This window comes from Alicycliphilus denitrificans K601, assembly GCF_000204645.1.
GTDB lineage: Bacteria > Pseudomonadota > Gammaproteobacteria > Burkholderiales > Burkholderiaceae_C > Alicycliphilus > Alicycliphilus denitrificans.
This window is the reverse complement of the sequence record NC_015422.1, coordinates 1990101-2015616: the sequence shown is the minus strand read 5'-3', so window position 1 is coordinate 2015616 and position 25516 is coordinate 1990101. Positions and strand designations below refer to the sequence as shown.

The window sequence follows — 25516 nt, the reverse complement described above, 5'->3', positions numbered from 1 at the left end:
CGAGCCGTTCTCCGAGGCATGCGGATGGCTCGATGCTCAAACGGCCGGTCTTCCAGTGCCGCAATCAATCGGAACCGGCCCGCCACCGCTTTCCGCGGCGGCGGCCGATGCGGCTACAGGTACTTCTTGAACGTCGCCGACGCGATGCACACCGCGACGCCGAGCAGCGCCGCGCTGGGCAGCAGGATCAGCAGCGGATGCACGCTGACCGGCAGCGCGAGGTAAGTGACCCAGGGCAGCACCGCCAGCGGCATCAGGCTGGCTCTCGCCCGGTGGTAGACGAAGCCCGATTCGCGCCCGGCGCCGAAGCCGCGCACGTCGCGGCGCACGAGCCCGTCCACCAGGCCGGTGAAGGCCGCCATCAGGAACAGCGGCAAGGTCAGGACCAGCACCAGCAGCCGCACGAGGAACACCAGCACCGTATAGGCCGAGGCGATCAGGTAGCTCTCGACGTGCACGTAGAGCTGCCCGATGTAGTACCGGAAATCCTGCGCCTGGCTGCGCGCGCCGGCACGCGATTGCGCCGCGGCGTCGCGTATCCAGTCCAGCAGGCCCGTCTTCACAAACAGCCCTTGGTAGGCCCACTCTACGAGCTGGCGCGCGCTGCGCCCCGGTTCCTGTACCAGCACGCTTTGCGTGAAGTGCTCCGAGACCTGCGACAGCTCATAGTTCAGCATGCCCTGGGCATGGCGCCAGCCCTGCTCGGGCCAGAGGAAGTGCATGCCAATGCACTCGATCACGATGCACAGCAGGAGCGAACCGATCAACACACCGAACAGCCGGAACGGCAGCGTCACCAGCCCCGCGATCAGGCCCTGCTGGCGAACCTGTTGGCGCTGGACGGCGACGGCGGGGTCGCTCATGCCGTGGCCTCTTCATCCGCGCCCGCCATCTGCTTGAAGTCGGCCAGCAGATCGTCGGGCAGCGCCTGGTCCTGCAGGCCGGGAAGCCCCTTGTTGTCCCACCACTCGCCGGCCTCGACGTAGTGCTGCCGCATGTAGCCGGCCAGCTCCTGCAGATCCTTGGGCATGGCCTCGTCGGGGTCCAGTGCCGGCAACGGCATGCGCACCTTCCACAGGTGCCCGCCCTCGATCAGCGCGAAGCATTGGCCTTTGGGCAGGCCCACCACGTGCGCCGGCTCGATCAGCGGCACGCTGTTGCTGCTGATGCGGTCCTGCGTGTTCGACGTGAAGGCGGTGTTGCCGGTCGGGTCGGAGCTGTCGGTGGCGCCGCTCATCACTGTCGTCGTGTAGACCTCGACCTTGGGCAGTTGGCGCGTCAGCAGTTCGGCCGTGGCGGTCTCGCGCACGCGCAGCATGAACAGGTTGTTGAAGTTGCCCACGACCTGGCCCGCCTTCGCGCGGTTGCCGATGCGGGCCTCGATGTCCGAGAGGGTCTGCGTGTAGGCCGTGACCTGGACGGCTGCGCCGCCGCCCTTGTTGACCATCGGGATGAACTCATCGCCCATGAGTTCGTTGAACTCGTCGGCATGGACGTTGATGGGCACCTTGATGCCCGTCGCGGCATCCGGCAGGCCGTCGTCGATGCCGAACTTGTAGATGTGACCCGCGACGGATACGAGGTCGGAGAACATCGAGTTGCCGACCGCCGCCGCGACTTCCGCGTCCGACAGCGCATCGAGCCCGACGTAGACCACGGCCCGCTTCCTGATGATCTGCATCCAGTCGAAGATCGGGCGTGGGTCGGCGAGGTCCGAATAGTTCGGCGCCAGCAACTGCGCGATCTTGCCGGTGGTCAGCTTCTCCAGCAGCGGCAGCAGCGATGCGACGATCTTGTCGAAGTACGTCCTGTCGTAGCGCACCGCGCTGCGCAGGCCGTCGAGCACCGGGTCGTAGATGCGCACCTGCGACAGGTACTGCTCCAGCGCGACGACGCGCTTTTCGCGGCCGATCATGTTGCGCGGGATGTTCTTGTCGTTCAGCTTGGCTTCGAGCTGGACGATGACCTCCCAGGCCTTCGGCTCGTTCTTGGCGAAGTAGTGCTGCGCGTACTCGATGAACAGCGCATCGATGTTGATGACGTGGCGCTGGATCAGCAGGTAATCGGGCCGCTGCCCCAGCTCCACCAGGGCACGCGCGATGATGTTGACGAAGCGCCAGGCAAACTCGCGGAAAGCCGCGCTGTTGCCTTCACCGGAGAGCTGGCCAGCGATGCGCGTGGCGACTTCGCTGATGCGCCCGAAGCGGCCCACCGCGTTGTAGCGCGCCGAGATGTCCGGCCAGCCCAGGTGGAAGACGTAGAACTCGCCTTCGCGCCCGGCGCGCTTGGCCTCCACATACATGCGCTTCAAGAGGTCCGCATCGCCCTTGGGGTCGAAGACGATTACGACCTCGTGCTGCCCATTGACCTTGCGCCGGATGTCCTGCGTGATGAACAACTCGGCCAGGCGGGTCTTGCCGACACGCGTCGTGCCGAGCACCAACGAATGGCCGACCCGTTCGGCCAACGGCAGCGTGACGTCGACCTCGTGCGGCTCGATGCCGTGCAGCCGCGGCAGGCCTCCCACCGGCGGCAGCGGCCGTGCCGGGTTGAGCGGACTGTCCCAGGCCAGGGCCTTCGCCATCTTGGACAGCGGGTACGGCGCGAACTCCAGGCGCTCTTCCATGCGCCGCGCTGCCCGGTAGATCGCCGTCGGCTCGACGTAGCGGCGGAACTCCGGCCGGTAGGTCTGCATCAGCCGGTGCGTGTGCCGCTGGTCCCAGCGGAAGCCCCGGCCGACGAAGAGCCGCTGCTGGCTGACCGGCACGTCGCGGCTGGTCATCACATAGCGCGGCAGGCGCCGGATGTTGCGCCGGTAGCGCAGGATGGCCCAGGCGTCGTGCAAGCGCAGCGCACCGAAGGTCAGGAAGGCTAGCGCGCTGCCCAGGCCCAGCAAGGGGCTCAGCGCGAGCGACCACGGGGCCACCAGGCACAGAAACGCGGCGCCCGCACAGACCGCGACGGTGTATAGCTCCACCGCTGGCCGCAGCAAGACTTCGACGGCTTGGGACTGGGCCATGGCTGGTGCTTCACGTCACGTCAGGGCTCGATGCCCGTAGCGGTGATCAGCACCGGGTAGTGCTTGAGCCCCAAGCGCTGCGCCAGCTCGTCGCCCGAGGCCGGCGAGAGCATCAAGCCCGGTGCCAGGCGGCGCAGCGTGGCCAGGGCTTCGGGCGTCGCCACATTGACCACCAACCCCACGGCGTGCAGCGCCTGCAAGTCCTTGCCTCGCTGTTTGAGCCAGGCTCGTGAGCGGTCGTCGTCGCCGATCAGGAACAGCGGCGTCAGGCCCGGTGTGCGGATCACGCGGCGCGGCTCGTCGCCCGGCGTGAGCCGCACCGAGCGCACCGGCAGCATGGCCGCCTCGGCTTCGGCAGGACTGCCAATTCGCGGCTTGGATTGGGGCGCGGGTTGCGGTGTGACCGGTTGGCCTGGCTGCGCATCCTGCGGGTTCAAGGCCCGGTAGTACGGCAGCGCCGAGGTGCCGCCCTTGTCCTCGACCACGATCAGCGGCGGCGACGCCGGCTTGGTATAGGGGCTGCGGCCCTGTGCGTGGGCCGTGGCGGCGAGCAGTGCCGCCATGGCGGCAAGGAGGATGCGGTTCATGGCATGGGGCTCCGGGCAGTGGGAAGTGCAGCGCCCGGCCCGAGCACGCGGGTCAGGTGCTGATGGACGCTGCGGCGATAGCGGGCGGCCGGCGCCCCGCCTGCGGGGCGGTGGTAGCGGCCGATGGCGACCAGCCAGTTGTCGCCCGGCGTGTGCTGCTCCTGCAGGATTTCCGCGGCGATGGCGAGGTTGCGGTACGGGTCGAGCAGCTCGCAGGGATGCGCGTAGCGGTGCGCGTGGTAGCCGAGGTTGACCTGGCCGAGGCCGGCGTCGATGCGGTTGGCCGGCGTGCGGGCGAGCGCCCGGCGGATGCCGGCGCAGGCCTCGGCCCGTGTGGCGTAGCGTTCGGCGCGGCCGGCGACGTTGAGCGTCCACGGCCACGGGATCAGCCGGCCGCGCAGCCGGGCGCCGCTCTCCTGCAGCGCCACCGCGTACAGCACCGGCGACGGCACGCCCGCCTGCTGGGCCGCGAGCTGGTAGGCGGGTGGCGGCACTTCCTGGCCGAAGGCGATGGCCGTGCAGGCGCAGAGCACCAGGACCAATGCCGCGCGGTCGGCGCGGCGAGCCAAGCTCGTTGCCGTTATTGCCGCTGCCATTGGCCGTTGACCTCGCGCACCACGGCGGGCAGGTCGCCGGGCAGGCCGAGCGACAGCCAGCGCCCGGCGTCATGGTTGAGCGTGATGGTGCGCGAGCGCACGCGGCCGGCGTCGATGCCGGCCTGCGTCGCCCATTGGCGGATGCGGGCGTCCTCCTGGCGGCTGCCGACCATGTAGAGGTCGAAGGCGGTGCCGGCCGCTTGTAACTGGCGCACGCGCTGCTCGCACGGGGGGCACTCGGCTTTCACGAAAACCGCCAGCCGGCCCGAGCCCCGGTTGCCAGCGCCCGGTGCCTTCGCACCCGGCATGTTCACGCGCTGCTGTCCCGGATACAGCCGCTTCCAGGCCGCGTCGTAGGCCCGCTGGTAGGCCAGCGTCTTGCCCACGCGCTTCGATTCCGCCTGCACCTGCAGCTCCGCATAGCGGCTGCGTTCCTCGTCGCTGCGCGCCTCGATGCCCAGCGCCGTGAGCGGATCGAGGTTCGGGGAATAGATGCCCAGCGGCCCCTGCATCAGTTGCCGGTAGCGCGCCCACTCCTCGGGGCGCAGGCCCCAATCGCGCGCCAGCCGTTCGTCCAGTGCGGCGTCGGTGCTGTTGTGCACCTGGGCGGGAACGGTGCGCGAGGACGCGACCGGCGCCGACTGCGCCGAGGCCGTGCCTGCGGTGCCTACGACAGCGGCGAGGATGGCGGCGAGGTAGATCGCGGCGTGCTTCATGGCCGGCCCCTACGGCAGCGCGATGCGCTGGGTCTGGCCGTCCACGCGGAACACGGCGGCGCGCGCCTCGATCGCCAGCAGATGCCACGCGCCCACGGCATCGCCTTCGCGCAGCAGCCACACGTCCAGCACCGACGAGGCCTGGGGCGCCGACACTGACAGGAAGCGCTCGCCGCCGCGCAGCTCCACACCCACGACGTTGAACGGCGGTTCGGGCACCTTGGGCTTGGCCGGCTCGGCGGTACGCCGGGGTGCCGCGGCAGGCGCGGCGGTTCGCTTCATGCGAGCTTCGAGGTCGCCCATGCGCGCCTGCAGCGCCTGCAAGTCGCCGGCATGGGCGTCTGCGCCCTGGGTGTGCTCCACCTGTGCCAGGCGTTCGTCCAGCAACTTGCGGGCGGCCTCCAAGTCGGGTTGGGTGACGGGCTTGGGCTGGTTCTTCGAGGCCGCCGCCTGCTGTTCGAGTTCGGCGACGCGCGTGTTGAGCGCCTGCACGTGGGCATCCTGGGCGCTGGCCTGGCTTTGCTCGCTCAGGCGCGACAGGCCCACGCTGTTGACCACGGCCAGGATGCTCACGAGCAGCAGCCATGCGGCCGCTGTGATCTTCAACCAGCGCGCGCGGCCGGCGTTCTCGTCGGGAAGCTGCGGGATGGTCATGGTTGGGCCTCCTGGGGCACGTGGGAATCGGCGGGTTCGGCGGCCGGCGCGCTCGATGCCGGAGCCGCGGGAATCGGGCTTGCGCTCGGCGCACGCGCAGTCGTCACGCGCGTGAAGCACACCGCGCGCGAAGCGTCATCGACGGACAGTTCCCAGGCCGGGCCGGCGAGTGCCAGCAAGGCATCGCGCAGCGGTAGCGGCCCGAGCCGCAGGTGCGCCGCCGGCAGCGGCAACGCGTGCAGCGCGGTCGCCTCCGTCGCGTCGCAGAGCCGATAGCCGGTGCGCAGCAGCACGTGCCGAAGGGCATCGCCGACGCTCGCGTCCAAGATCGGCGGAATCGAAATCTCGATCACCTGTCGCAGCAGGTCGCGCTGTGCCGGTTCCGGCACCATCTCGACCAGCGTGTAGCGCCCGTAGCGGGCCACCGGGATCAGGCCCGGCTCGGGCTCCGGGGCGATGGTCCTGACCAACACCGCAGGCTCGGGGAGCGAGTCATGGACAGTGGGAGGGCTCGTCGTGCCCGTGGCGGCGCAGCCGGTGATGAGCACGCAGCCGGCCAGCACGGCAGGCACAGCCAGGCGGTGAGCGACGCAGGTGAGTGGTTGCATGGGGCAATTCCCTGGAACACGGAGCCCTCACCATCGCCGCCGCGAAGCGTTCGGGCAGCAAACAAAGGGAACTGGCAGGCGCCCGACTTCATCGCGCGCCATCGATGCACGGAAAAAAGAAGCCGGCGCCCCGAAGGGCAGCCGGCGTGGGTGGGTGGATCAGGCCGCGACGAGTTGCCGGGCCAGTGCCACCTCGACGGAATCACCGTCCTGGTTCAGCACGTCCAATCCCGACTCGGGCACGTCTCCCGACGTGCTCTGCGAGACCATGATCTTTCGCGCCATCAGCCCCAGGCAGGTCATCTGCGAGGAAGCCGTGTAGCCGAGGTAGATCACGCGAACCGGCAGCTTCTGGCCGATGCGCCATGAGCGCCGGGCCGCCTGCTGCAGGCTGTAGACGTTGTAGCCCGACTGCATGAACACGATCGTCGGAAACTCCAACAGGTCCAGGCCGGTTTTCACCAGCTCGGGGTTCGTGATCAGCACGTCGATGCCGCGGTCCAACTGCTCGGCGATCCAGTCCTCGCGGCGGGAGGCATCCACGCTTGCGCGCAGCACCGCCACCTTGAAGCCTTCCTGCTCCAGCAGCACCTTCAAGCGCGACGTGGTGTCGCGCGTGCCGGTGTAGACCGAATAGACCAGCGTCTTGCGACCCGCAGCCTTCTCCTGCTTGCAGATCTCGATCAGCTCGCGCTCCTTGGGCATCACCTCCAGCTCGTTGAACTGAGCCGGAACGAAGGCCAAGGTCTGGCGTGTGCGCGGGTGCACCACCGTCTCCGACCGGAAGCAGCAATCCGGCCAGGCCAGCAGCACGTTGAGGACCACACCGAGCAGCGTCGTGTCGCGCTTGGCCAGCGCCTGTTTCAGCGCCGAGGTCAGACGAAACGACAGATCGCGATAAGCCGCGGCTTGCGCCGTGTCCATCGCCACCTCGCGGAACTCCTCGTCGTAGGACGGCAGCACGTTGCCGCCGATGTCCTTCAACTTGAGGAATACCGTGAACGGCAGGACGCAACGCAGCACGCCCTTCGGGCCGAAGCCCGGCGCCTTGACCGTGCGCACCGAGACCTTGGTGCCCTTGGCCGTCTTGTGCGCCGTGCCCGTGCTCTCGGAATAGATGTCCTTGAGGATGCCGTGATCCCTCATGAACGCCATCGCGGCCGAGGTCATGCTGCCGCTCTTGGTCGGGCGGTAGCCGTCTTCGATCATTCGCCCAGGCAGGGCTCGGAACAGCAGGTGGAACAGGTCGTCGCCGTAGCCGCCCATCAGCGTGCCGGTGAGCAGCAGCGTCTTGCGTGCCTTGGCTGCCAACACCCCCATCGCTTGGCCCTGTGCGGAGCCGCCATTCTTGTACTCGTGCGCCTCGTCGGCGATGAGCAAATCGAACGTGCCTTGCGGCAGGTAGCGTTTGACGAACTCGGACGGCTGGTAGCCGCCTTCGCCGAAGCTGAACTCCATGTTCGCCATCGCCCGCTCCATGCGGTGCGCCTGACGATCCGAGAAGACCAGCTCGCCCTTGGCATCCATGAGGTTGATGAACTCGTGGATGTTGTCGCCCAGCATCGAGGCCAGGAAGCCGTCGCCGAACTTCTTCATCAGCTTCTGCGCGGTGACTTCCCCGATGGTCGGGATGCGCTGCAAGGCTTTGAAGACGGCCGTGGACTGGTCGCTGGCGGATAGGCTCCGCGGTCGCATCAGCGTCCACAGCGGTGCGGCGCAATGGCTGCACCGGCGGCGGTAGTCCTCGGCTTCGAGTTCGACCGGGTTGATCGGCTCGCCGTCGAGGTTGGTGATGACCTGGCCGCAATCCGGGCATGCGCCGACTTCGCCGTGCTTCGTGTGCCGCACGTTGAAGACGGGCTTCCAGTGGAAACCCATGCGCATCCGCACGCGCCCGAGCACGTAGAACTCCTGGCCGCGTACCGGCACGCCCAACTGCTCGCGCAGCTTGATGAGCTTGACCAGCGTGTCCGGGCCATTGAGCACCCAGACCTTCGCGCCGGCCACGGTCTCCTGGATTTCCCGGCGCCACTTGTAGACCAGGTGAGGCGGTGAGAGGACCAGCGTGCGGCGGTAACCTTCGGCGTGCAGCACGGCCGCCGTGGCGATGCCAACGGTCGTCTTGCCGCAGCCCATCTCGCCATTGACGATCGCGGCGCGTTCGCCGCGGTCGGCCAGCAACTCGGTGACGGCATGCACCACCTCGGCTTGCGCGCCGAACAGCTTGCGCTTGAGACTGGCCAGCACGAGCTGCCGATGCGGCCGGGCCTGGCCGGTGTAGACGGGAGGGTTGGCGCGGTTGAGCGAATCCAGCAGCTCGTCGCCGAACTCGGCAACGAAATCCTGAAGGCTCATCGCCAGGGGAGAAGCAGCCGCTTCGAGCAGGTCGCCCTGGATGGGCGTGCCATGGGCGGCGGGAACAACGTCGGTATCGAGAGACATGGTGATGCTCCAAAGAAGATGGGGCATGCACCCCCCCTGCGGGGCGATGGCATGCCCCGTGGTGGGAAGAAAGAAGCGGCGCGCGGCCGCGGTGGATGAAGATCAGTATTCGCTGGGCAGCAGCAGCGTGGTCACGCTGCGATCCCATTCGGTGATGATCCAGAGCTTCAGGTCAGGCGCGACCTGGTAGGACGAGAACAGCCGATCCTCGCCGGAGCGCAACGCGGCATCGTTCTGCCGCCGGTCGCTGTCGTCGAGATCTCCCCAATCGCCATTGAGATGGCGGCAGAGGTACGGGGTCGGGTTGAGCCGGCCCTGCCGGACCAGCGCGTCGATGCCGCAGGTCATGACCAGGTGCCCGGGGGCAAAGCGTGCTTGCGACGCCACGTTGAGAACTGCGAGTGCCATGGTGTTACTCCTTCGGATGAAAGAGGGGCCACGACACCCGGCGGGGTGAGATGGCCCCGTTGGGTGGATGAGTGGTGGATGAAACGACGGCGAACCGTCAGGGAACAGCGATCAGCGGATGGTCAGCACCTCACCGCAGGTCGGCGAGCCCGGTGTCATGTCCCAGGCGCGGATGACCGGCACGAACTTGTCGGTCAGGATGCGCGTCTCGGCCACGGAACCGTCGTCGCGCTCGGTGTACTCCGTGTGCAAGGTCTTCTCCTTGTGGGTGTCGCCTTTGACGACGAGCACGCGGCCCGTCTTGGACTTCACCACTCCGGAGATCGCACCTGCGGCGAGTGCCAAGGCGAGATGCCAATGCGATAAACCCCGCGCCGGGGACCGCAGCGACTGCTGCGCGGCGCCCAGGTGCGTGTCGAGCGTCGGCCAGAGCCCTTGCAGTCGGCCGACTTCCTCGGCGAACTGCTCGGGCTCCATCGTCACGCGGTAGAAGTGCTCCGGCTCGGCCGTGGCAGGCACCGTGTAGGGCAGGAACGGCCATTCGACTGGCAGCTCTTCCGCTTCGGCGTCGCCAAGACCTATCTGCAGCAGCAGCGCGCGCGTGGCCTTGACAGAGTCCGATGCCTGGTCGCGCTGGCGAACCTTGCGACCGAAGATCACGACCTGCTTGAACTGCGTGTCCACCGCGCGGTAGATGCGCAACTCGGCGAAGTGCCGGGTCAGCCATCCGACCAGCTCGGCGTCGAGCACGTAGTGCGGGACGATGTAGATCAGCACGCCGCCGTACTGCAACAGCGGCAGCGCCTTCTGATAGAACAGCTTTTCCAGCCGAGCGCGGCCCTGGCCCTGGTAGCCGACGTTGCCGTTGGTGTCCTTGGACAGGTCGCCATACGGCGGGTTGAGCCACAGCAGGCCGAAGCTCTGCCGGCTGATCAGTGTGTCCATCAGGTCGCCGTGGATGCAGCGATCGACCAGTTGCCGGGCATGGCGTGCGCGCTCGGCCTCGTACTCGACGGCGAAGGCCCGGACCTGCTCGCGCCCGAGGGCGTGCGCGGCTTCGGCGATCGCCACGCCTTCGCCGGCGCAGGGATCGAGGATGCACAGCGGCCCGGCCGAGGCCTCGGCGGGCGCCAGTGCGGTGAGTGCTCTTTCGAGCGTGGGTTCATCCGTGGGGAAGTACCCGTTCTTGACGAAGTTGCGGGCGAGCCGCGGGAACATAAGGGCCATGGGAATCTCCTGGCATTGAAGATGAAGGGATGCGGACATGCGCGCGTGCATGTCCGGTGAAGGAACCTCAAGCCACCGCTTCGAGCGGTTGCGCCGAGGGGGTGCGGCTGGCGGGTGCGCCGCCGACGAGCGCGCCGCTGCGGATCAGGCCGCCCAGCACCTCGGTCAGCGTCGGCACGTCAATGGCGAGCCGATGGCCTTCCAGAGGCCCGAGGGCGAACGGCAGGCGCGTCAGCATCGACTTCGCCTGCAGCAGTTCCAGCACGCTGTCGCGCCAGGGATCGAGAAGCGGCAGCGGGCACGTGTCCCGCACCAGCGTCCACAGCCGGTCGAGCCGGTGCGTGGAATCGCGAGGCAGGAGCGCCAGTGCGCTGGCGTTGGCCTTGTCGGGTTTGACGCAGCGCCGATCGAACAGCCAGATGTTGGTCAGCGAGCCGAACAGCGTGCGCCGGTAGGCGCGTGCGCTGCGTTTCTCCAGGTTCTCGACGTTGCCGACGAAGACCGGGATGCTGGCGCCCTGCTCGGTGATGACGTGGAACTGATCCAGTCCCTGTTCGTCCCGGCCCAGGGTGAGGCGGGCCAGGAATTCCTGGACGGCGGTGTCGCGCGCCCAGAGGGAGATGAAGACCAGGTTGCCGTTCTCGTCACCGACGACGCCATCGGCCATCAGGTCGGGGCATTCGTCGATGCGATAGAGCGTCTTGGGGGAAGAAGGTGCAGGCATGGTGATGTCCTCGAAGTGAGCGGAGACAGCATCACCCGCGAGGGCAGTCACTGCCCCAGGGGGATGGAAGAAGACGCGGTGAGCGTCGTGGTGAAGAATCAGACCGTGCGTCGCAACGCACCGTAGCCTTGAAGGTCTGGACTACCTGGGCATGTTGTCGGCAACGCCGACGGACATGGGACATAGCCTGCGCCAAGGTGCGCCTACAGCGGGAGCGGAAAACCGACCCAGCGTCCAACCCTGTTTGCGCTGGCGCATCGCCCGCGGCCTGGAAGGACGGCCACAAAAGAAAACCGCCCCGGGAACACCGAGGCTGCAAAAATGACTGCTTGGCTCAGGGAGGAAAAGCCAGGGAGGTATGCAGTCGAACCACAATTGTCACGTGGGTAACGGGTTAGCGCATCAGGGTTAGACCGAGCCGAATGGTGCGCCGTGCGCTGGCAGCACAGCGCCGCCAAAGAAAAAGCGGACCATGCCGCGAGGCACGATCCGCTTGTGGGTCAGGCTTTGAGCTGACGCAGGCCATCCGCGAGCAGCCAAAGCGCCCGGTTGAGCCGGACGTTCTGGTCGATGCCCTGAACGGGTCGCGTGCGCTGCTGGCGCCCGTTGGCGGCACGGCCAGTCAGGCCGCCCTTGACCAGGTTCTCCTGAACCCGGTTGAAGACCGACCAAAGATCGGCACGGTTGTCGTCGAAACGACGAGGCCGCAGGATCTGCGTCTCCGTGATGGGCAAGGCCTTGCCCGACTCGTCGTACTTCAAGGTCAGCGCCGACCTGGCGAAGACTTCGGCCTCGCCGTCGTCGAGGGTGATGACGCGCATGGCGTCGCGCGAGTCCTGCACGCGCTCGAAGCCGTGCAGCACCTCGTAGGCGCCTTCGATCACGTGATCGGTGACGTTGCCCTTGTGGGGCACGCGCACGTCGGCGAAGGTGTCGCCGCACACCAGGCCGTTGTGGCAGACGAATCTGAACATGCCCGCGAGCATCTGGTAGCTGCTGGTGCCGTCGTGCGAGTTGAGCAGGATGATCTCGTTCGCCTCGGCGCCGTTGATCTGGCTGGCGTGGCGAAGGCGCAGCATGTGCTTGGTGTAGTCGCGGCGATCCTCGTGTCGCACGCGGGTCTGGCACACCATGAACGGCTGGAAACCTTCTCTGCGCAGTTCGGTCAGCACAGCCGCCGTGGGGATGTAACTGTACCGTTCGGAGCGGCTTTCGTGCGGGGTGTCCGCGAAGATGGATGGGGCCACGGTGCGAATCTGATCGTCCGACAACGGATGGTCGGCGCGCAGCACCGGGGAACGAGGGGCGAAGCGAGATGCGAGTTGCATGATGATCTCCTTGCGGAATGGAGCAATCGGCATCCAGCGGCCGAGGCCGGATGCGCGCGATTGCGTAGGACGAAGAAAAGCCCTGCTGAACAGGGCCTGATGAAAGGGATGAAGAAGTGCGCCGCGTGAAGGCCGGCCTATGGGTTCGGAACCGGCTCCCAGCCGCGGCTGTGCGGGTTGAAGCAAAGCGCTTCCTGGCCTTTGAGGATCGGCGTGAAGCCGTCGAGGAAGACGTGTCGCAGGTACAGCGCGCGGTAGGTCAGTGCCTGCCACGCCTGTTCTTCGCTCAGGCCGTTGGCGATGAAGTGCTCGCGCAGTTCGTCGTCGTCGGAAACCTCGTTGTTGGCCAACTGGTCTTCGACGAAGCGAAGCAGCTTGGGCGGCAAGGACGACAGGAGGGTATCCATGTGCGCCTCACTCGGTGGCTGCATCGCCGGCCGCTTTGCGCGTCGGCTGCTGGTGGAAGGCATGCACCCTTGCGCGCCAGGTGGCGCAGCGCTGCGGCGCCATGTCGAGATAGCGCAGCGGGCACGAGTAGTAGTACGGGTGCTCGGCCTCGACCAGGAACTTGTAGCCCCATTCGCGGCCCTCGCTTTCCAGCAGATGGCAGCCGATCAAGGTGGCCGACTCGCCGGGTGCGAGACCCAGGACACCGGCCTGCTTGGCGGTGACGCGCACCACCGTCCACAGTACGTTGCCGACCAGCGTGTGGTCGATGACCTCACTGCACGACCGCTCGGTTTCCTCGGTTGCGGTCAGCTCGCGGATCAACTGATCGCGCGTCAATCGAACGAATGTCCAGCCCATGGAATGACTCCTGTGAGAAAGGGCCGGAGTCCTCCCGCCGGGGAAGGATCCCCGGCGGGTGGTGGAAAGCCGCAGGCATGCGGCGTGAAATGGCGATGGGATCAGACCCTGGCGAGGTGCCAGTCCTGGGACAGCGGAGCGAACTCGTAGCCCAGGTCGCCGAGGCGGTCGCGCTGCTGGCGCAGCACGCGCCGATCCACGGTGGCATCGAGCTTGACGACATCGCCCAGCGGCCAGAGTGTGCCGAACAGCGCCGCGTCGCCGTCGTCGTCCGCATGGGCCGTAGCCTCGGCAGACGCAGCAGCCGGCTCGCTGCCGAACGGCGTGGTATCGACCAGCGGGTCGCGCGAGCTGCGCGCCTTCTTCCGGCCGGCCGCCTTGGGGGCGGTCGTCGGCGTCGGCGTGGCGGTCTGCGCTTCCTCGTCGATCGGATCGACTTCCTGCGGACTCAGCCGGCGGGCGTCGTCACGGCTCAGGGCGTCGATGTTGGACAAAGTCATCCCACCCAGGAGGGCGCGGATCTCGATGACCATGCGGCCGTTGGCGCTGTACGTGGACGGGCGAATCTCCGCGATGGCGAAATCGCCCTCGTACTTGCCTTCGGCGTACTGGTCGAGCTCGGCGTTCTTCACGACGAACTCGCCGATGGAGGTCGCAAGGCGCCCGACGTTGAAGTCGCCGTTGCGGCCGTGGATGGTCTTGATGGCCAATTGGCCGGGAATGGTGATCATGAAGAACTCCTGCGGACGAAGCTGCGATCACGCACACGGCCGTCATGGCGACGGTCGCATGCGCACGCGAGTGGGAGAAGACAAGGCCCCGGACTCAATTCAGAGTCGGGGCCTTGCGGATCAGAACGACTCGGCAACTTCCAATGCGGGGGCATCGGCAGTGGCTTCGTCGGCAGCTTCGGCGGCGGGCCTGGCGGGCTCGGACGCAGCGGCTTGCGGCTCGGCGGAAGTCGCAGGGACATCCGTGTTGCGCACGTCGCGGTCGTCGGCGTCGGTCGGCTTGGGCTCGGCCTTGTAGACGAGCTTGCCGTCGACCTTGATCCAACTGACGAACAGCAGGCGGGCCTTGAAGCTCACCCCCTGCTCGCCGGCACGCTTGCCCTTGGAGTAGGTGAAGGTGTCGGCCCACAGGTCGCCCAGGCGGAAGCCGATCATCACCTTCTTCTCGGCATCGACCGCTTGGATGCAGCGGCGCACCAGGTGCTGCGCTTCGGAGCCCGAGACGCGCGTGTCGAAACGCACGTAGGCCACGTCATCGCTGGGGCCGTTGAGCGCTGCGATGTCGCAGGCCAGGAACGCATCGCCTTTCTTGGGCTTCACTTCGCGGATGCGATTGAGATACCCGAGTCCGGTGATGTGCAGGTCGAAGTAGGACTTGTCGGTGGAAGTGGTCATGGTGAATCTCCTGAGAACAAAGAGGCGGAGACACACCCGACCCAAGGCGGGGAAGGTGTGGAACCCCCGCGTGGGTTGAAGGAACAGCTTGGGTGGCATCACCATCGGGAGAACCGATGGCCATTCGCGCTGGGATGCCGGAGCGAACTGGTTGATCAACGCGGTCGGAACCGCGTCGCAGTCTTGAAGATCGAGACTGCCTGGGCATGCTGCTGACGGGCGTCAGCGGAACATGGCGGCAGCGTGGCGCCAAGCGCGCGCCCGCGCGAGCGGCAATCGGCACCGGCGGTTGTCCGCATTGGTGGCGCTGCCTGCGCTTCAATCGCCGCAGAAGCAGGCGATGGACTCTTCGGCTGCATCGAACAGGTCGCGCTGGTCGGCCGCGAAGCGCGCCAGGTCGGCGTAGCTCGGGCCGTCATTGCGGAAGCGCGCGCCGCTCGGGCGGCTGGCGAGGTTCAGCGACTCCATGCGAATCCACCACACCGCCGCCTCCGGCCTGGCCTTGATGAGCGCCAGGCGCTGGCCGCGGGGTTTGAGGAAGCAGAGATCACAGTTGCCTTCGGGCGTGCGGCCATTGACCGTCAGCAGTTCCAGGTCGAAGGGCTGCGCCTGCCAGAAGGCGGACACGTCGCGCACGGTCACGCTGGCCTCGGCCAGCGGCATGCACATGGTCTCATGGGTGGATTCGGTGGAGTGGCCGCGCGCCCTGATCTTGAAGACGCGGCGCTGCTCGTCGGCGCGGATGCCGATGAACTGGTCCCAATCGGTCCAGCCTTGCCGGCGCAGGAAACGGTGCATCGACCTGATCTTCAGCGGGGTGGTGCACCCCCTCGCCACGGGGTTGGGCAGGTACTGCCGCTTGCGGATCAACGCCTCGAAGGGCTCGCCCGCACGGCTGGCGGTATCGAAGTCCACCACCACGAAGCCCGGTTCTGAAGGCCGGTATTCCAGCCAGTGAATGGGCACCTGCCAGTGCTCGGCGCAGTCGCGCACGAAGCGCAAGGTGGCTTCCACTTCCTTTCCGGTGTTGGCGAAGCAGACGACGGTATCCGCGGGCAGGCCGCCGTTGGCCTGCAGCACGCGCCAGAGCATGTACGCGCTGGTGCGGCCGCCGCTGAAACTGATGCAGGTCGGTTGCTCGATCTTGAAGGGGTCTCGCATGCGGGCGTCTCCAGGCGGTTGCGCCAGCAGGTGCCGGCGTGAGCGGCCCGAGCCGGGCTGGAGACGAGCGCGTGCATGCGGCCATGGGCCGCGGCACCAGGAAAAGAGAAGCCCCCCGTCAGGGGGGCGAGAAGTAGGACGATCAGTGGCCGGCCGGCGCAGCGGATACAGGCTGCATCGACAGGTGTGTGGCCGTGGCCGACACTTCGAGGTCGTCCTCGCTGTGCAGGATGCGGGTGAAGACCCGTTCCTGCAGGTCGAAGAACTCACCGAAGTCGTCGCCGCCGAACTCGGTGCGCGCCAGCTCCCACCAATCGTCAAACGCATCGACATCGGGGTTGCAGCCCACGGCGTAGGCGATGGTCTTGCGCCGCCCATCGGGCCGGCTCTCGCCGCGCTCGGCCATGAAATACACGCCCTGGTCCTTGACCAGGATGACGCGGCACTGGTTGGCAGCCGCCTCGGCAAGCACGGGCCGAAGCTCGGTGCCTTTGAATCGAACAGTCATGGAAGTGGTCTCCAACGGTGAAGGAAGAAGGCTTCCCGCCGCGAGGACGGGAAGCCGCTTGGGGACGTGAGGGCTCAGTGCTGGACGGGCTTGCGACCGGACAGACGCTGCACGCGGATGAGGCGCCAGCTCCCGTCGTCGATCAGCAGTTCCAGCACCTGGCCCAAGGTGTCGAAGAACACTTCATCGACCCGCTCGACCAGTTCGCCGTCGCGGTGAAGTTCCACCGCGTAGGTGTCGAGGCCGCGCTCGTAGAGCACGGTGACGCACCCGTAGAACTTCGCCGAGGCGACGGTGAAGCCGATGGCCGGCGGCGTGGCGATGATGTTGCGGGGGCTCGGATCGACCACCGTGAAGTCCCGCGCGCCGGCATCCACCAGCAGGTGCGTGATGCGGCGGAAGCCATCGGGCGCGGGCAACTGCTCCAGTTGGTGGATCAGCTCCTGCAACTCGGGGCACTGCGGCTCGGCGATCGGCAGCTTGGCAGGCGCCGAACCCAGGATGAACCGCTTCACCGTGTACGGCTGGCCGTTGGCGGTGAACTCGGTGCTCTCCTCGGGCGTGTCCGCGCGCAGTCCGTCGAAGCGGCGCCGTGCATAGGGCTCGACCTGCACCTTGGCGCCTTCGTCGGGCACGTCGGTGACGAGTGCCTTGTCGAGCACCGCGAACTCGGCCCGCCCCGTCTTGACGACGATGGCCTCGTCGGTGGTGGCAATGACCTTGCCCTCGAAGGGCTTGGGATCGATGTGGAAGCCCAGCGTCGAAATCTTGGGCTGGCCGTCGAAGATGTTGAACTTGAAGCTGCGGACGTTGGAAGGCACGTGGCCGCGAACCAGCGTCGGCATCTGTGCGCGGATGGCTTGGGTATCCATTGGGAGGCTCCTTGTGGCAATCCAAGGAACTCCCGCCCGCAAGGGAGGTGTGTCCCTTGGGGGTGAGGTGGATGGACGCGCATGCGCCCGTGGAAGGAAAAGCAACCAGCACGGCGAACCGCGCCGCAGCCTCGAAGGTCTCGACTGCCTGGGCATGCTTGCCGGCAACGCCAGCGAACATGCAAGCAGCGTGCGTCAGGCGTGGGCCAGCGTCGCGGGGGAATCGGCACTGCGCGGCCACCGGCTTCGTCCAGAAATGAAACGAGCCCCGCGTGGGGGCTCGAAAGGTGGTGTCAGTCGTCGTAGATCGGCAGGCCGTCCAGCACCTGCGCATCGGCATCGAAGACCAGCATGCGCACGTCGGCGAGCGCGGCCAGGTGCAGTACGTGCACGAGGGATTCCGGCATGCCCTTCTTGCGATGCTCCTGCATCAGCCGCTTGGCCGTGATGCCTTCGACCGCGCGCAGGTTCTCGTCGGTCCAGGGCGTGGCGATCAGCTTCAGCCCAATGGCCGGGCTGTAAGGGATGCGGAAGGCGACGAACAGGAACAGCGTCGGCGTGGCGATGTCCGCCAGTTCGGCGAGGAAGCGATGTGCGTCGGCGTCGAGGTGCGCGCTGCTGATTTCCCAGCACCGGCTGTAGTAGCCGGTTGCATAGCGCAGGCGCCGCACGACTTCCCGCGCCGCTTCCTCGGAGTAGGTATCGCCCACGTGCAGCGGCTTGCCATCGTCCTCGGCCATCACGGCGTAGACCACGTTGCGGGCGAGCCCGTGGCCGCGGCATTGCGCTTGCAGCTCGTCGGGGACCGCCTGGTCCTCGGTGATCAGCACGAAGCCGTCCGAGAAGATGCAGGGCCGCCGTTCGACCTGGCTGTCCGGCAGATTCGACTGCGAGGGATGCAGCGGCAGGTAGGTCAGCGGGCAATCGTCGTCGTAGGAGATGGCGATCAGCCGCTGCACGGACAGGCCGTCGTAACCACGGACAAAGGGATTGTTGTTTGAGTAGGACATGGGATTTCTCCAGCAGAGGATGGCCGAGGCAATCCCCTGCTGGGGATTGAACCCCAGCGGGTGGATCAAGTGGCAGCCGGTCAGCCGGCAGCGGGTGTGGACGGATCGCCCAGCGACTTCAACAGGTCGATCAAGCCGCCATGGGCGAGCTGGTACAGGCGGTTGTAGTCGTCGCCGGTCGGCACCAGTTCAAGGCGATCGAGCCGTGCATCCAATTCGAGGATGCTCTGGTGCACGCCGCGGGCGATGCTCAATGCCGAAGGTTTCTCGGCCGGCTTGCGTGCATCGAGTACCGAGAGGATTTCGGCGGGCGATGGGTAGCGGCAATCGGGTCCGTACTCGACCGGAAACACCTCACGCCCGGTCAATCCGGCATTCGGGGCTCCGGTACTGACGCGCAGCACGTATTCATCGAGCACGTCGTTGCCTGCGTAGTCGAACACCACCATGCGCGGCTTGGGCACACCGGCCGGCCAGCCTTCGAGGATGACCGCATCGATGTCATCGTCGGTCACGAGCAGACCGATGGAAAAGCCTGGGGACATGATTCACTCCTATGAAGAAGAGGAGGGACATGGCCCCGAACAGGGACGCATGTCCCTCGTGGGGTGGGAAGAAAAGAAGAACGTCGGCAGGCCGAAGCGCCTCACCAGCCGTTGTAGTTCAGCGTCAGGTCGGCGATGACCTTGCGCCGTTCGAGATCGAGGCCGCCCAGGTCGGACAGACCCTCGAAGCCGCAACGCTTGAACATCGCGCCGCCCTCGCGGGCGTTGTAGAAGCTCACCATCGCGGACAGGAACATCCGCTGGCCGCTGCTCAGGACGCCCAGGGCATCGTTGAGCATCAGCAGGTTCGGCCGCAGATCCCACTTGGTGGTGGCACGCTGCAGGCCTTCGCGGGTGCCGTCGCCGAACCATTCGGCGCCAGCGATGCGTGCACCGCGCTTCCAGGCCTCGAAGAAGGCTTGGGGCGCGGCGGCGAAGTGCTGGTGTTCTAGCTCGATCTGATCAAGTACCTCTTGAGGCAGGGCACGGTTCATGACATGGGCTCCTGGTGGTTGGACATCACGGGTGGAGGCGCTGCTGCCAGCGGCCCGTTTGCAGGGCGTGCTCGGCGGCGTGGTGCGAGCGGAAGTAGCTGACCGACTCGCGCGAGACCGGGCCGTCCGCATCGGCGGTGCCGATGTAGTGGCCGGCCGCGCTGCACAGCACCTGCAGGGGCAGGCGCTTGCCGACGTAGGCCAGGGCCTGGTAGCCGATGGATTCCGCGCGGGCCTGTTCAGCACTCAAAGGTGCCGATGCGAACGCAAGGGACATGGGCATCTCCTGGTGGTTGAAGACCGGGAGCACCACGCCCTGACGGGAGCGGAAGACTCCCGAAGGGTTGAACATGAACGGCATCGGCGTCGTGAAACGCCCGTCCGCGGTGGGTCGATGCGAAGCGGACTGGTGGGTCGCACGAGGGGATTCCCGCGGCAGCCGAAAGACCCTGGCTGCTGGCATGTGCTGATCAGGTCAGCAACGCGTGCCGCAAAGCATCACGCTGGGGCACGGTCTGCGTCACGGGGGAATCGGTTCCCGCCTCGCCCCTGATTGCTGCTGGGTGTTGTCCAATGATTCGACAGATGTTGTATCACTGAACCATGAACGAGACCCAAGCCATTTCCGCCCTGGGCGCCCTGGCTCACACCCAGCGCCTCCGCGTGTTCCGCGCCCTGGTCGTCGCCGGCCCCGAAGGGCTCACGCCCAGCGTCCTGGCCGACCAGCTCGACGTGGCCCGCAACACGCTGTCCTTCCACCTGAAGGAGCTGGCCCATGCCGGGCTGGTCAGCATCGAACAGCAGGGCCGCAACCTGATCTACCGCGCTGACTTTGCCCACATGAACGGGCTGCTCGGCTACCTAACCGAGCACTGCTGCCAAGGCGGCGTGTGCGAGGCCAATGAACCCTCCCGCGCCTGTACCACTTGCTGAAAGGACCGTCCCATGAAGCGTTTCCACGTCCACCTGCACGTCGATGACCTGAACCGCAGCATCGGCTTCTATTCCCAACTGTTCGCCGCGCAACCAGCGCGTACCGAAAGCGACTACGCCAAGTGGATGCTCGAAGATCCGCCGGTCAATTTCGCCATCTCCACACGGGGCAGCAAGCCGGGCATTGACCACCTGGGCATCCAGACCGACGACGCCGAGGAACTGGCCGCCCTGAAGGCCCGTGCGCAGGCCGCCGACATGGCGCTGCTCGACGAAGGCACCACGACCTGCTGCTATGCGCGCAGCGAGAAGCACTGGATAACCGACCCGCAGGGCGTGGCCTGGGAGCACTTCCACACGCTGGACAACATCCCCGTATTCAACGAAGCGCCGCAGCCCGCGCCGGACGCCGCTCCGGCCTGCTGCGCGCCGAGGGATAGCCGGGCTACCGCGAAGCAGGCTTCTTCCTGCTGCTGACGCGAGGCGCGCATGACGACTGAAAAAACCTACAACGCGCTGTTCATCTGCACCGGCAATTCGGCGCGTTCCATCCTGGCGGAAGGCATCCTCGACGAACTGGGCCAAGGGCGGTTCCACGCCTATTCGGCAGGTAGCCACCCCAAGGGCGAAGTCCAACTGCTGGCGCTCGCCACGCTGGAGCGCCTGCACCTGCCGACGACCGGCTACCGCAGCAAGAGCTGGGACGAATTCGTGGCGCCCGGTGCGCCTGTTTTCGATTTCATCTTCACCGTCTGCGACAACGCCGCCGGCGAGGTGTGCCCCGTCTGGCCGGGCAAGCCGGTCTCGGCCCACTGGGGCGTGCCCGATCCGGCGGCCGTCGAAGGCAGCGAGGAACAGCAGCGCAAGGCGTTCATGGACGCCGCGTTGACGCTCAAGCGCCGCATCGAGTTGTTCCTGTCGCTGCCGCTCCAACGGCTTGATGCCATGTCGCTGCAGCACGAGCTGCGCGACATCGGCAAGCAGTGAGGTAGCGCGATGGCCGTACAGACCGAAGCTGTAGTTGCCGCACCGTCGCTCTCGATGAGCGTCTTCGAGCGCTACTTGACCGTGTGGGTGCTTCTTTGCATCGTCGCTGGCATCGCCCTCGGCCAGGCCGCGCCCGGCGCCTTCCAGACCGTCGGTCGCATGGAAGTGGCCCGGGTCAACCTGCCGGTCGGCCTGCTGATCTGGGTCATGGTGATCCCTATGCTGCTCAAGGTGGACTTCGGAGCGCTCGGCCAGGTGCGCCAGCACTGGCGCGGCATCGGCGTCACGCTTTTCGTCAACTGGGCCGTCAAGCCGTTTTCGATGGCGCTGCTGGCCTGGCTGTTCATCCGCCAGGTCTTCGCCGACTGGCTGCCGGCCGACCAGCTCGACAGCTACGTGGCCGGCCTGATCTTGCTGGCCGCCGCGCCCTGCACGGCGATGGTGTTCGTCTGGAGCCGCCTGACCGGCGGCGATCCGGTGTTCACGCTGTCGCAGGTGGCGCTGAACGACACCATCATGGTGTTCGCGTTCGCGCCCATCGTCGCGCTGCTGCTGGGCCTGTCGGCGATCACCGTGCCGTGGGACACGCTGCTGACCTCGGTGGCGCTCTACATCGTCATCCCGGTCATCCTTGCGCAGGTATGGCGCCGCGCGCTGCTGCGTCGCGGCCAGGCCGCCTTCGATGGCGCACTGGCGCGCATCGGCCCGCTGTCCATCGCCGCTCTGCTGCTGACCCTGGTGCTGCTGTTCGCCTTCCAGGGTCAGGCCATCCTGCAGCAGCCGCTGGTGATCGCCATGCTGGCGGTGCCCATCCTGATCCAGGTGTTCTTCAACTCCGGCCTGGCCTACTGGCTCAACCACCGTGTCGGCGAGAAGCACAACATCGCCGGCCCCTCGGCGCTGATCGGCGCGTCCAACTTCTTCGAGCTGGCTGTGGCGGCCGCCATCAGCCTGTTCGGCTTCCATTCCGGCGCCGCGCTGGCCACCGTGGTCGGCGTGCTGATCGAGGTGCCGGTGATGCTCTTGGTGGTGCGCGTGGTCAACCGTTCCCGCGGCTGGTACGAGCAGGCCCCGCGCAATGTGATGAGACATCCGGCATGAGCAGCGTCATGATCTACCACAACCCGGATTGCGGCACGTCGCGCAATACGCTGGCGCTGATCCGCGCCAGCGGCATCGAGCCTACGGTCATCGAGTATCTGAAAGCGCCGCCTGACCGCGAGACCCTGAATGCGCTGATCGCACGAATGGGCATGCGCGTGCGAGATGTTCTGCGTGTCAAGGGCACGCCCCACAAGGAACTGGGCCTGGACGCAGCGCACTGGAACGATGACCAGTTGATCGACCAGATGCTGGCGCACCCGATCCTCATCAATCGGCCCATCGTGGTATCTCCCTTGGGCGTGCGGCTGTGTCGCCCTTCGGACATGGTGGTCGAGTTGCTGCCGAAGCGACCAGCGGAAGAGATACGCAAAGAGGACGGCACGTCGCTCCTAGTGGACACGCCGATCGCCGGCAGCGACCCGGACCTTGCGCTGGCGCTGCATGAGGCCAGTCTTCCCACCGACGACCTGACCGAGCCGGGGCGTCGCTTCTTCGCCTATGCCACCGTGTCAGGTGAGCGCGTCGGCTTCGGCGGCTTCGAGCACATGGGCCGGGACGTACTGGGGCGCTCCCTGGTGGTGCTGCCACAAGCACGCCATCGCGGCATCGGCAGCGGCATGCTCGCGCTGTTGCTGCGCCGCGCCTTCGATGAAGGCGGACGCGAAGCCTGGTTGCTGACGACGACGGCAGCGCCGTTCTTCGAGCGCGCGGGCTTCAATCCCGCGGAACGCGCTGCCACGCCAGCGGCGATCCTTGCCACACGGCAGGCCGCGAGCCTGTGCCGTTCGAGTGCTGCGCTGCTTAGCCGCCGCATGATGTTGTGATGCAGTCTCGCAAGACTGTGCCGGAGCGGGAATGAATCCGCAGATGGAACAAGCGCCGAAGGTCACTCAGACCTTCGGCTGGAGAGGAATCAATCCACCTGTGGGCTGCAAGCAGGCCAGGCCGTCGTCAAAGCCATTCGCTGCGTCAGCAATCTCACCCGGCCCGTTTCGTGGCTGGGGCCGGCATCCTCTGGCGTGCATCCACACACAAAGGGAACCCGTTGTTCCGCCGGCGGGCACCGGCACCGAATACCGTCGACCGCAAGCGGTCTCCTGGCACCTCGCAGCCTTGCGGGCCGAGGCGTCAGGAGACCGCTCGCGGATGGACGGAAGCACGTCGATCAGCGGAATCGCGGCGAGCGCGATTCGACGGAGCAATGACCTTCTCGCCCTGCAAGCCGTGATTGGCCTGTGCAGGACGCGCGCACCGTTGCAGAAGGGAACGCGCGCTGGGGAGTCCCGCGGGGCGCGGGAGGTTTGCCCCGCCGTCCGCAAGAGCCGGCGTGGCAGAGGGAGACGTGGGCGTCAGTTCGCCTGGAGGCGCCGGCGCGGTGCCCTGTAGGTGCGGCTGGATGCGCCGCGCTTGCCTGCCGCGGCATCTTCGACCGGCTGCGTACCCTTGCAGTCCGGGTAGCGGCTGCACGACCAGAACACGCCGCTCTTGCTGCTACGCTGGCGCATCGGGGCGCCGCACTGCGGGCAGTCCGGCGCGGGCGGCAGCTTGAGGTCCAGCGTGGCGCCGCGGTACTGCTGCACGAGCCGGGCGACCCAGCTCGATTGCTTGGCGATGAAGGTGTCCAGTGCCATCTGGCCGGCCTCGATCATGTCCAGTGCATGCTCCCACACCGCCGTGGTCCCCGGGTCGGCGATGGCCGCCGGCACGGCGTCGATCAACGTGAAGGCCGCATCCGATGCACGGATGGCGCGGCCTTTCTTCAAGAGATAGCCGCGGGCCAGCAGCCCGCTGATGATGTTGGCGCGCGTCGCCTCGGTGCCGATGCCCGTGGTGTCCTTCAGCTTCTGCTTCAGGCGCGGGTCGGTCACGAGCTTGGCGACGCCCTTCATGGCCTTGACCAGTTCTCCCTGCGTGTAGGGCTTGGGCGGCAGCGTCTTCAATGCCTTCAGCTCGACCTGACTGACTTGACAGGCATCGCCAGCCTTCAACGCTGGCAATACTTGGCCGCGCCGTGCATCCTCTCCGTCCGTGTCGTCAAGGGCCGGCGCCGCCAGCACCTGGCGCCATCCGGCCGTCGCGATCTGCTTGCCGACCGCCACCAGCGACTGCCCGCCGCACGTGAGCTGCGCCACCGTCCGGTCAAACTCGTGATGCGGCAGGAACTGCGCGAGGTAGTGGGCACGGATCAGCCGGTAGACGGCCAACTCCTTTTCGGTCATCGCCGAGAGATTGGCCGGCTCCAGCGTGGGGATGATCCCGTGATGCGCCGTGACCTTGCCGTCGTTCCAGGCCCGCGAACGCTGCTGGCGGTCCAGGCGGTCGATCAGCGGCCGCAGGCTGGGATCGGTCTTGACCAGGCTGTCGAGCACGGCCGGCACCTCGGCCAGCATGCTCTCAGGCAGGTGGCCCGAATCCGAGCGCGGATACGTCGTCGCCTTGTGCGTCTCGTACAGCGCCTGGGCAATGTCCAGCGTCTCCTGCACGTCGAGGCCCAACTGCTTGGAACACACTTCCTGCAAGGTGCCCAGGTCGAACGGCAGCGGCGGGCCTTCGCGCACGCGCTCGGTCTCCACCGACAGCACCTGGGCGGTGCCGGCCGCGCGCAGGCGTTCGGCGGCCTGCTGCGCCACCGGCTGCCGCAGGCAACGGCCGGCTTCGTCGGTGCTGCCCTGGGGTGGCGTCCAGCTTGCGACAAAGGTCTGGCCTGCATGCGACAGTGCGACCTCGGTCGCCCAGAACGGCACCGAAACGAAGCGCGCGATCTCGCGATCACGGTCCACGACCAGCTTGAGCGTCGGCGTCTGCACGCGCCCGACCGATAGCACGCCGTTGTAGCCGGCCTGGCGCCCGAGCAACGTGAACAGGCGGCTCAGGTTCATCCCGATCAGCCAGTCGGCACGCGATCGGGCGAGCGCGGAGAAGTACAGCGGCATCGTCTCGGCGGACGGCTTGAGCGCACCCAGCGCCTTGCGGATCGACGCATCGTTGAGCGCCGACAGCCACAGGCGCTGAATCGGCCCGCGGTATCCGCATAGGTCGATGATCTCGCGGGCGATCATCTCGCCCTCGCGGTCGGCGTCGGTCGCGATCACGAGTTCGCCCGCCTTGGCGACGAGTTGCTGCACGACCTTGAACTGCGCCACAGTCGCCGCCTTGGGCTCGACACGCCAACGCTCAGGAACAATGGGTAGTTGCTCGATGGCCCAGCGCTTGTATTGCTCGCCGTAGCCTTCGGGTGGAACTGCCTCCACCAGATGACCGATGCACCAGGTCACGACGACACTCGCACCGCTGTAGCAGCCGTTGCCGCGTTGGCCAGCGCCCAGCACACGGGCGATGTCCTTGCCCTGGGACGGCTTCTCGCAGAGGAACACGCGCAT

General features: G+C 67.0%; 29 protein-coding genes. 5 read left to right on the top strand and 24 right to left on the bottom strand.

Annotated elements, in window-relative coordinates; all coding sequences use genetic code 11:
* Window positions 1–113 precede the first annotated feature (113 nt).
* From ALIDE2_RS09545 to ALIDE2_RS09435, 23 genes are all read right to left on the bottom strand, one after another.
* The gene (locus ALIDE2_RS09545; protein ID WP_013721990.1) at window positions 114–863 is read right to left on the bottom strand and encodes a TIGR03747 family integrating conjugative element membrane protein; all 750 of its coding nucleotides are present in this window, start codon (window positions 861–863) and stop codon (window positions 114–116) included.
* Window positions 860–3019 carry a type IV conjugative transfer system coupling protein TraD gene (gene traD, locus ALIDE2_RS09540; protein ID WP_013721989.1) on the bottom strand — a complete coding sequence of 720 codons (2160 nt, stop codon included), beginning with the start codon at window positions 3017–3019 and terminating at the stop codon, window positions 860–862. Before traD ends, ALIDE2_RS09545 begins: the two co-directional genes overlap by 4 nt.
* Before the next feature lie 20 nt (window positions 3020–3039).
* A complete protein-coding gene (locus tag ALIDE2_RS09535) occupies window positions 3040–3606 on the bottom strand; it encodes an integrating conjugative element protein (RefSeq protein WP_013721988.1) in 567 nt (188 codons plus the stop codon).
* Complete coding sequence (locus tag ALIDE2_RS09530; protein WP_013721987.1) at window positions 3603–4202, bottom strand: lysozyme family protein; 600 nt, start codon at window positions 4200–4202, stop codon at window positions 3603–3605. Before ALIDE2_RS09530 ends, ALIDE2_RS09535 begins: the two co-directional genes overlap by 4 nt.
* Window positions 4187–4918: a TIGR03759 family integrating conjugative element protein gene (locus tag ALIDE2_RS09525; protein WP_013721986.1), complete on the bottom strand. Its 732-nt coding sequence runs from the start codon at window positions 4916–4918 to the stop codon at window positions 4187–4189. The genes ALIDE2_RS09530 and ALIDE2_RS09525 overlap by 16 nt, the downstream gene beginning before the upstream one ends.
* Before the next feature lie 9 nt (window positions 4919–4927).
* Window positions 4928–5572: a hypothetical protein gene (locus ALIDE2_RS09520; RefSeq protein WP_013721985.1), complete on the bottom strand. Its 645-nt coding sequence runs from the start codon at window positions 5570–5572 to the stop codon at window positions 4928–4930.
* Window positions 5569–6180, bottom strand: coding sequence for a PFGI-1 class ICE element type IV pilus protein PilL2 (pilL2, locus tag ALIDE2_RS09515; protein ID WP_013721984.1), 612 nt, complete (start codon window positions 6178–6180; stop codon window positions 5569–5571). Before pilL2 ends, ALIDE2_RS09520 begins: the two co-directional genes overlap by 4 nt.
* A 159-nt stretch (window positions 6181–6339) precedes the next feature.
* Complete coding sequence (locus ALIDE2_RS09510; RefSeq protein ID WP_013721983.1) at window positions 6340–8622, bottom strand: helicase-related protein; 2283 nt, start codon at window positions 8620–8622, stop codon at window positions 6340–6342.
* A 102-nt stretch (window positions 8623–8724) separates the two neighbouring features.
* The gene (locus tag ALIDE2_RS09505; protein WP_013721982.1) at window positions 8725–9030 is read right to left on the bottom strand and encodes a hypothetical protein; all 306 of its coding nucleotides are present in this window, start codon (window positions 9028–9030) and stop codon (window positions 8725–8727) included.
* Between the two features lie 111 nt (window positions 9031–9141).
* Window positions 9142–10257: a DUF6094 domain-containing protein gene (locus ALIDE2_RS09500; RefSeq protein ID WP_013721981.1), complete on the bottom strand. Its 1116-nt coding sequence runs from the start codon at window positions 10255–10257 to the stop codon at window positions 9142–9144.
* A gap of 67 nt (window positions 10258–10324) precedes the next feature.
* Window positions 10325–10981, bottom strand: coding sequence for a hypothetical protein (locus ALIDE2_RS09495; protein WP_004265557.1), 657 nt, complete (start codon window positions 10979–10981; stop codon window positions 10325–10327).
* Window positions 10982–11481: 500 nt separating this feature from the next.
* A complete protein-coding gene (locus tag ALIDE2_RS09490) occupies window positions 11482–12309 on the bottom strand; it encodes a DUF932 domain-containing protein (RefSeq protein ID WP_004265548.1) in 828 nt (275 codons plus the stop codon).
* 137 nt (window positions 12310–12446) lie between these two features.
* On the bottom strand, window positions 12447–12716 hold the full coding sequence (locus ALIDE2_RS09485) for a hypothetical protein (RefSeq protein ID WP_013721980.1): 270 nt from the start codon (window positions 12714–12716) through the stop codon (window positions 12447–12449).
* 7 nt (window positions 12717–12723) lie between these two features.
* Entirely contained in the window at window positions 12724–13116 is a 393-nt protein-coding gene (locus ALIDE2_RS09480; RefSeq protein WP_013721979.1) for a hypothetical protein, read from the bottom strand.
* Between the two features lie 101 nt (window positions 13117–13217).
* The gene (locus ALIDE2_RS09475; RefSeq protein ID WP_013721978.1) at window positions 13218–13847 is read right to left on the bottom strand and encodes a DUF3275 family protein; all 630 of its coding nucleotides are present in this window, start codon (window positions 13845–13847) and stop codon (window positions 13218–13220) included.
* 120 nt (window positions 13848–13967) lie between these two features.
* Window positions 13968–14522: an STY4534 family ICE replication protein gene (locus ALIDE2_RS09470; protein ID WP_013721977.1), complete on the bottom strand. Its 555-nt coding sequence runs from the start codon at window positions 14520–14522 to the stop codon at window positions 13968–13970.
* Window positions 14523–14840: 318 nt separating this feature from the next.
* On the bottom strand, window positions 14841–15683 hold the full coding sequence (locus ALIDE2_RS09465) for a phosphoadenosine phosphosulfate reductase domain-containing protein (RefSeq protein ID WP_013721976.1): 843 nt from the start codon (window positions 15681–15683) through the stop codon (window positions 14841–14843).
* 142 nt (window positions 15684–15825) lie between these two features.
* Entirely contained in the window at window positions 15826–16191 is a 366-nt protein-coding gene (locus ALIDE2_RS09460; protein ID WP_013721975.1) for a DUF3085 domain-containing protein, read from the bottom strand.
* A gap of 74 nt (window positions 16192–16265) precedes the next feature.
* Entirely contained in the window at window positions 16266–17063 is a 798-nt protein-coding gene (locus ALIDE2_RS09455) for a hypothetical protein (protein WP_013721974.1), read from the bottom strand.
* A gap of 293 nt (window positions 17064–17356) precedes the next feature.
* Window positions 17357–18073: a DUF5983 family protein gene (locus tag ALIDE2_RS09450; RefSeq protein WP_013721973.1), complete on the bottom strand. Its 717-nt coding sequence runs from the start codon at window positions 18071–18073 to the stop codon at window positions 17357–17359.
* A gap of 80 nt (window positions 18074–18153) precedes the next feature.
* Window positions 18154–18618 carry a hypothetical protein gene (locus ALIDE2_RS09445; RefSeq protein WP_013721972.1) on the bottom strand — a complete coding sequence of 155 codons (465 nt, stop codon included), beginning with the start codon at window positions 18616–18618 and terminating at the stop codon, window positions 18154–18156.
* Window positions 18619–18719: 101 nt separating this feature from the next.
* Window positions 18720–19112, bottom strand: a complete 393-nt coding sequence (locus ALIDE2_RS09440; RefSeq protein WP_013721971.1) for a hypothetical protein — start codon at window positions 19110–19112, stop codon at window positions 18720–18722.
* A 25-nt stretch (window positions 19113–19137) separates the two neighbouring features.
* The gene (locus ALIDE2_RS09435) at window positions 19138–19389 is read right to left on the bottom strand and encodes a hypothetical protein (RefSeq protein WP_041701432.1); all 252 of its coding nucleotides are present in this window, start codon (window positions 19387–19389) and stop codon (window positions 19138–19140) included.
* A gap of 326 nt (window positions 19390–19715) precedes the next feature.
* Here ALIDE2_RS09435 and ALIDE2_RS09430 point away from each other — a divergent pair, with 326 nt between their 5' ends.
* Genes ALIDE2_RS09430 through arsN2 form a run of 5 tightly spaced genes read left to right on the top strand, consistent with a single transcriptional unit; the run spans window position 19716 to window position 22960 of the window.
* Entirely contained in the window at window positions 19716–20045 is a 330-nt protein-coding gene (locus tag ALIDE2_RS09430; protein WP_013721969.1) for an ArsR/SmtB family transcription factor, read from the top strand.
* Between the two features lie 12 nt (window positions 20046–20057).
* A complete protein-coding gene (locus tag ALIDE2_RS09425; RefSeq protein WP_013721968.1) occupies window positions 20058–20522 on the top strand; it encodes an ArsI/CadI family heavy metal resistance metalloenzyme in 465 nt (154 codons plus the stop codon).
* Between the two features lie 12 nt (window positions 20523–20534).
* Window positions 20535–21032, top strand: a complete 498-nt coding sequence (locus ALIDE2_RS09420; RefSeq protein ID WP_013721967.1) for an arsenate reductase ArsC — start codon at window positions 20535–20537, stop codon at window positions 21030–21032.
* Between the two features lie 9 nt (window positions 21033–21041).
* Window positions 21042–22133: an ACR3 family arsenite efflux transporter gene (gene arsB / locus ALIDE2_RS09415; protein WP_013721966.1), complete on the top strand. Its 1092-nt coding sequence runs from the start codon at window positions 21042–21044 to the stop codon at window positions 22131–22133.
* On the top strand, window positions 22130–22960 hold the full coding sequence (gene arsN2 / locus ALIDE2_RS24330; protein ID WP_013721965.1) for an arsenic resistance N-acetyltransferase ArsN2: 831 nt from the start codon (window positions 22130–22132) through the stop codon (window positions 22958–22960). Before arsB ends, arsN2 begins: the two co-directional genes overlap by 4 nt.
* 525 nt (window positions 22961–23485) lie before the next feature.
* Here the strand turns inward: arsN2 and ALIDE2_RS09405 are convergent.
* Complete coding sequence (locus ALIDE2_RS09405; protein WP_013721964.1) at window positions 23486–25516, bottom strand: DNA topoisomerase III; 2031 nt, start codon at window positions 25514–25516, stop codon at window positions 23486–23488.

What these genes read in the sequence shown, in the direction of transcription:
- ALIDE2_RS09545 (WP_013721990.1), bottom strand. Translation starts at nt 863, where the DNA reads ATGAGCGACCCCGCCGTCGCCGTCCAGCGCCAACAGGTTCGCCAGCAG.
- traD (WP_013721989.1), bottom strand. Translation starts at nt 3,019, where the DNA reads ATGGCCCAGTCCCAAGCCGTCGAAGTCTTGCTGCGGCCAGCGGTGGAG.
- ALIDE2_RS09535 (WP_013721988.1), bottom strand. Translation starts at nt 3,606, where the DNA reads ATGAACCGCATCCTCCTTGCCGCCATGGCGGCACTGCTCGCCGCCACG.
- ALIDE2_RS09530 (WP_013721987.1), bottom strand. Translation starts at nt 4,202, where the DNA reads ATGGCAGCGGCAATAACGGCAACGAGCTTGGCTCGCCGCGCCGACCGC.
- ALIDE2_RS09525 (WP_013721986.1), bottom strand. Translation starts at nt 4,918, where the DNA reads ATGAAGCACGCCGCGATCTACCTCGCCGCCATCCTCGCCGCTGTCGTA.
- ALIDE2_RS09520 (WP_013721985.1), bottom strand. Translation starts at nt 5,572, where the DNA reads ATGACCATCCCGCAGCTTCCCGACGAGAACGCCGGCCGCGCGCGCTGG.
- pilL2 (WP_013721984.1), bottom strand. Translation starts at nt 6,180, where the DNA reads ATGCAACCACTCACCTGCGTCGCTCACCGCCTGGCTGTGCCTGCCGTG.
- ALIDE2_RS09510 (WP_013721983.1), bottom strand. Translation starts at nt 8,622, where the DNA reads ATGTCTCTCGATACCGACGTTGTTCCCGCCGCCCATGGCACGCCCATC.
- ALIDE2_RS09505 (WP_013721982.1), bottom strand. Translation starts at nt 9,030, where the DNA reads ATGGCACTCGCAGTTCTCAACGTGGCGTCGCAAGCACGCTTTGCCCCC.
- ALIDE2_RS09500 (WP_013721981.1), bottom strand. Translation starts at nt 10,257, where the DNA reads ATGGCCCTTATGTTCCCGCGGCTCGCCCGCAACTTCGTCAAGAACGGG.
- ALIDE2_RS09495 (WP_004265557.1), bottom strand. Translation starts at nt 10,981, where the DNA reads ATGCCTGCACCTTCTTCCCCCAAGACGCTCTATCGCATCGACGAATGC.
- ALIDE2_RS09490 (WP_004265548.1), bottom strand. Translation starts at nt 12,309, where the DNA reads ATGCAACTCGCATCTCGCTTCGCCCCTCGTTCCCCGGTGCTGCGCGCC.
- ALIDE2_RS09485 (WP_013721980.1), bottom strand. Translation starts at nt 12,716, where the DNA reads ATGGATACCCTCCTGTCGTCCTTGCCGCCCAAGCTGCTTCGCTTCGTC.
- ALIDE2_RS09480 (WP_013721979.1), bottom strand. Translation starts at nt 13,116, where the DNA reads ATGGGCTGGACATTCGTTCGATTGACGCGCGATCAGTTGATCCGCGAG.
- ALIDE2_RS09475 (WP_013721978.1), bottom strand. Translation starts at nt 13,847, where the DNA reads ATGATCACCATTCCCGGCCAATTGGCCATCAAGACCATCCACGGCCGC.
- ALIDE2_RS09470 (WP_013721977.1), bottom strand. Translation starts at nt 14,522, where the DNA reads ATGACCACTTCCACCGACAAGTCCTACTTCGACCTGCACATCACCGGA.
- ALIDE2_RS09465 (WP_013721976.1), bottom strand. Translation starts at nt 15,683, where the DNA reads ATGCGAGACCCCTTCAAGATCGAGCAACCGACCTGCATCAGTTTCAGC.
- ALIDE2_RS09460 (WP_013721975.1), bottom strand. Translation starts at nt 16,191, where the DNA reads ATGACTGTTCGATTCAAAGGCACCGAGCTTCGGCCCGTGCTTGCCGAG.
- ALIDE2_RS09455 (WP_013721974.1), bottom strand. Translation starts at nt 17,063, where the DNA reads ATGGATACCCAAGCCATCCGCGCACAGATGCCGACGCTGGTTCGCGGC.
- ALIDE2_RS09450 (WP_013721973.1), bottom strand. Translation starts at nt 18,073, where the DNA reads ATGTCCTACTCAAACAACAATCCCTTTGTCCGTGGTTACGACGGCCTG.
- ALIDE2_RS09445 (WP_013721972.1), bottom strand. Translation starts at nt 18,618, where the DNA reads ATGTCCCCAGGCTTTTCCATCGGTCTGCTCGTGACCGACGATGACATC.
- ALIDE2_RS09440 (WP_013721971.1), bottom strand. Translation starts at nt 19,112, where the DNA reads ATGAACCGTGCCCTGCCTCAAGAGGTACTTGATCAGATCGAGCTAGAA.
- ALIDE2_RS09435 (WP_041701432.1), bottom strand. Translation starts at nt 19,389, where the DNA reads ATGTCCCTTGCGTTCGCATCGGCACCTTTGAGTGCTGAACAGGCCCGC.
- ALIDE2_RS09430 (WP_013721969.1), top strand. Translation starts at nt 19,716, where the DNA reads ATGAACGAGACCCAAGCCATTTCCGCCCTGGGCGCCCTGGCTCACACC.
- ALIDE2_RS09425 (WP_013721968.1), top strand. Translation starts at nt 20,058, where the DNA reads ATGAAGCGTTTCCACGTCCACCTGCACGTCGATGACCTGAACCGCAGC.
- ALIDE2_RS09420 (WP_013721967.1), top strand. Translation starts at nt 20,535, where the DNA reads ATGACGACTGAAAAAACCTACAACGCGCTGTTCATCTGCACCGGCAAT.
- arsB (WP_013721966.1), top strand. Translation starts at nt 21,042, where the DNA reads ATGGCCGTACAGACCGAAGCTGTAGTTGCCGCACCGTCGCTCTCGATG.
- arsN2 (WP_013721965.1), top strand. Translation starts at nt 22,130, where the DNA reads ATGAGCAGCGTCATGATCTACCACAACCCGGATTGCGGCACGTCGCGC.
- ALIDE2_RS09405 (WP_013721964.1), bottom strand. Translation starts at nt 25,516, where the DNA reads ATGCGCGTGTTCCTCTGCGAGAAGCCGTCCCAGGGCAAGGACATCGCC.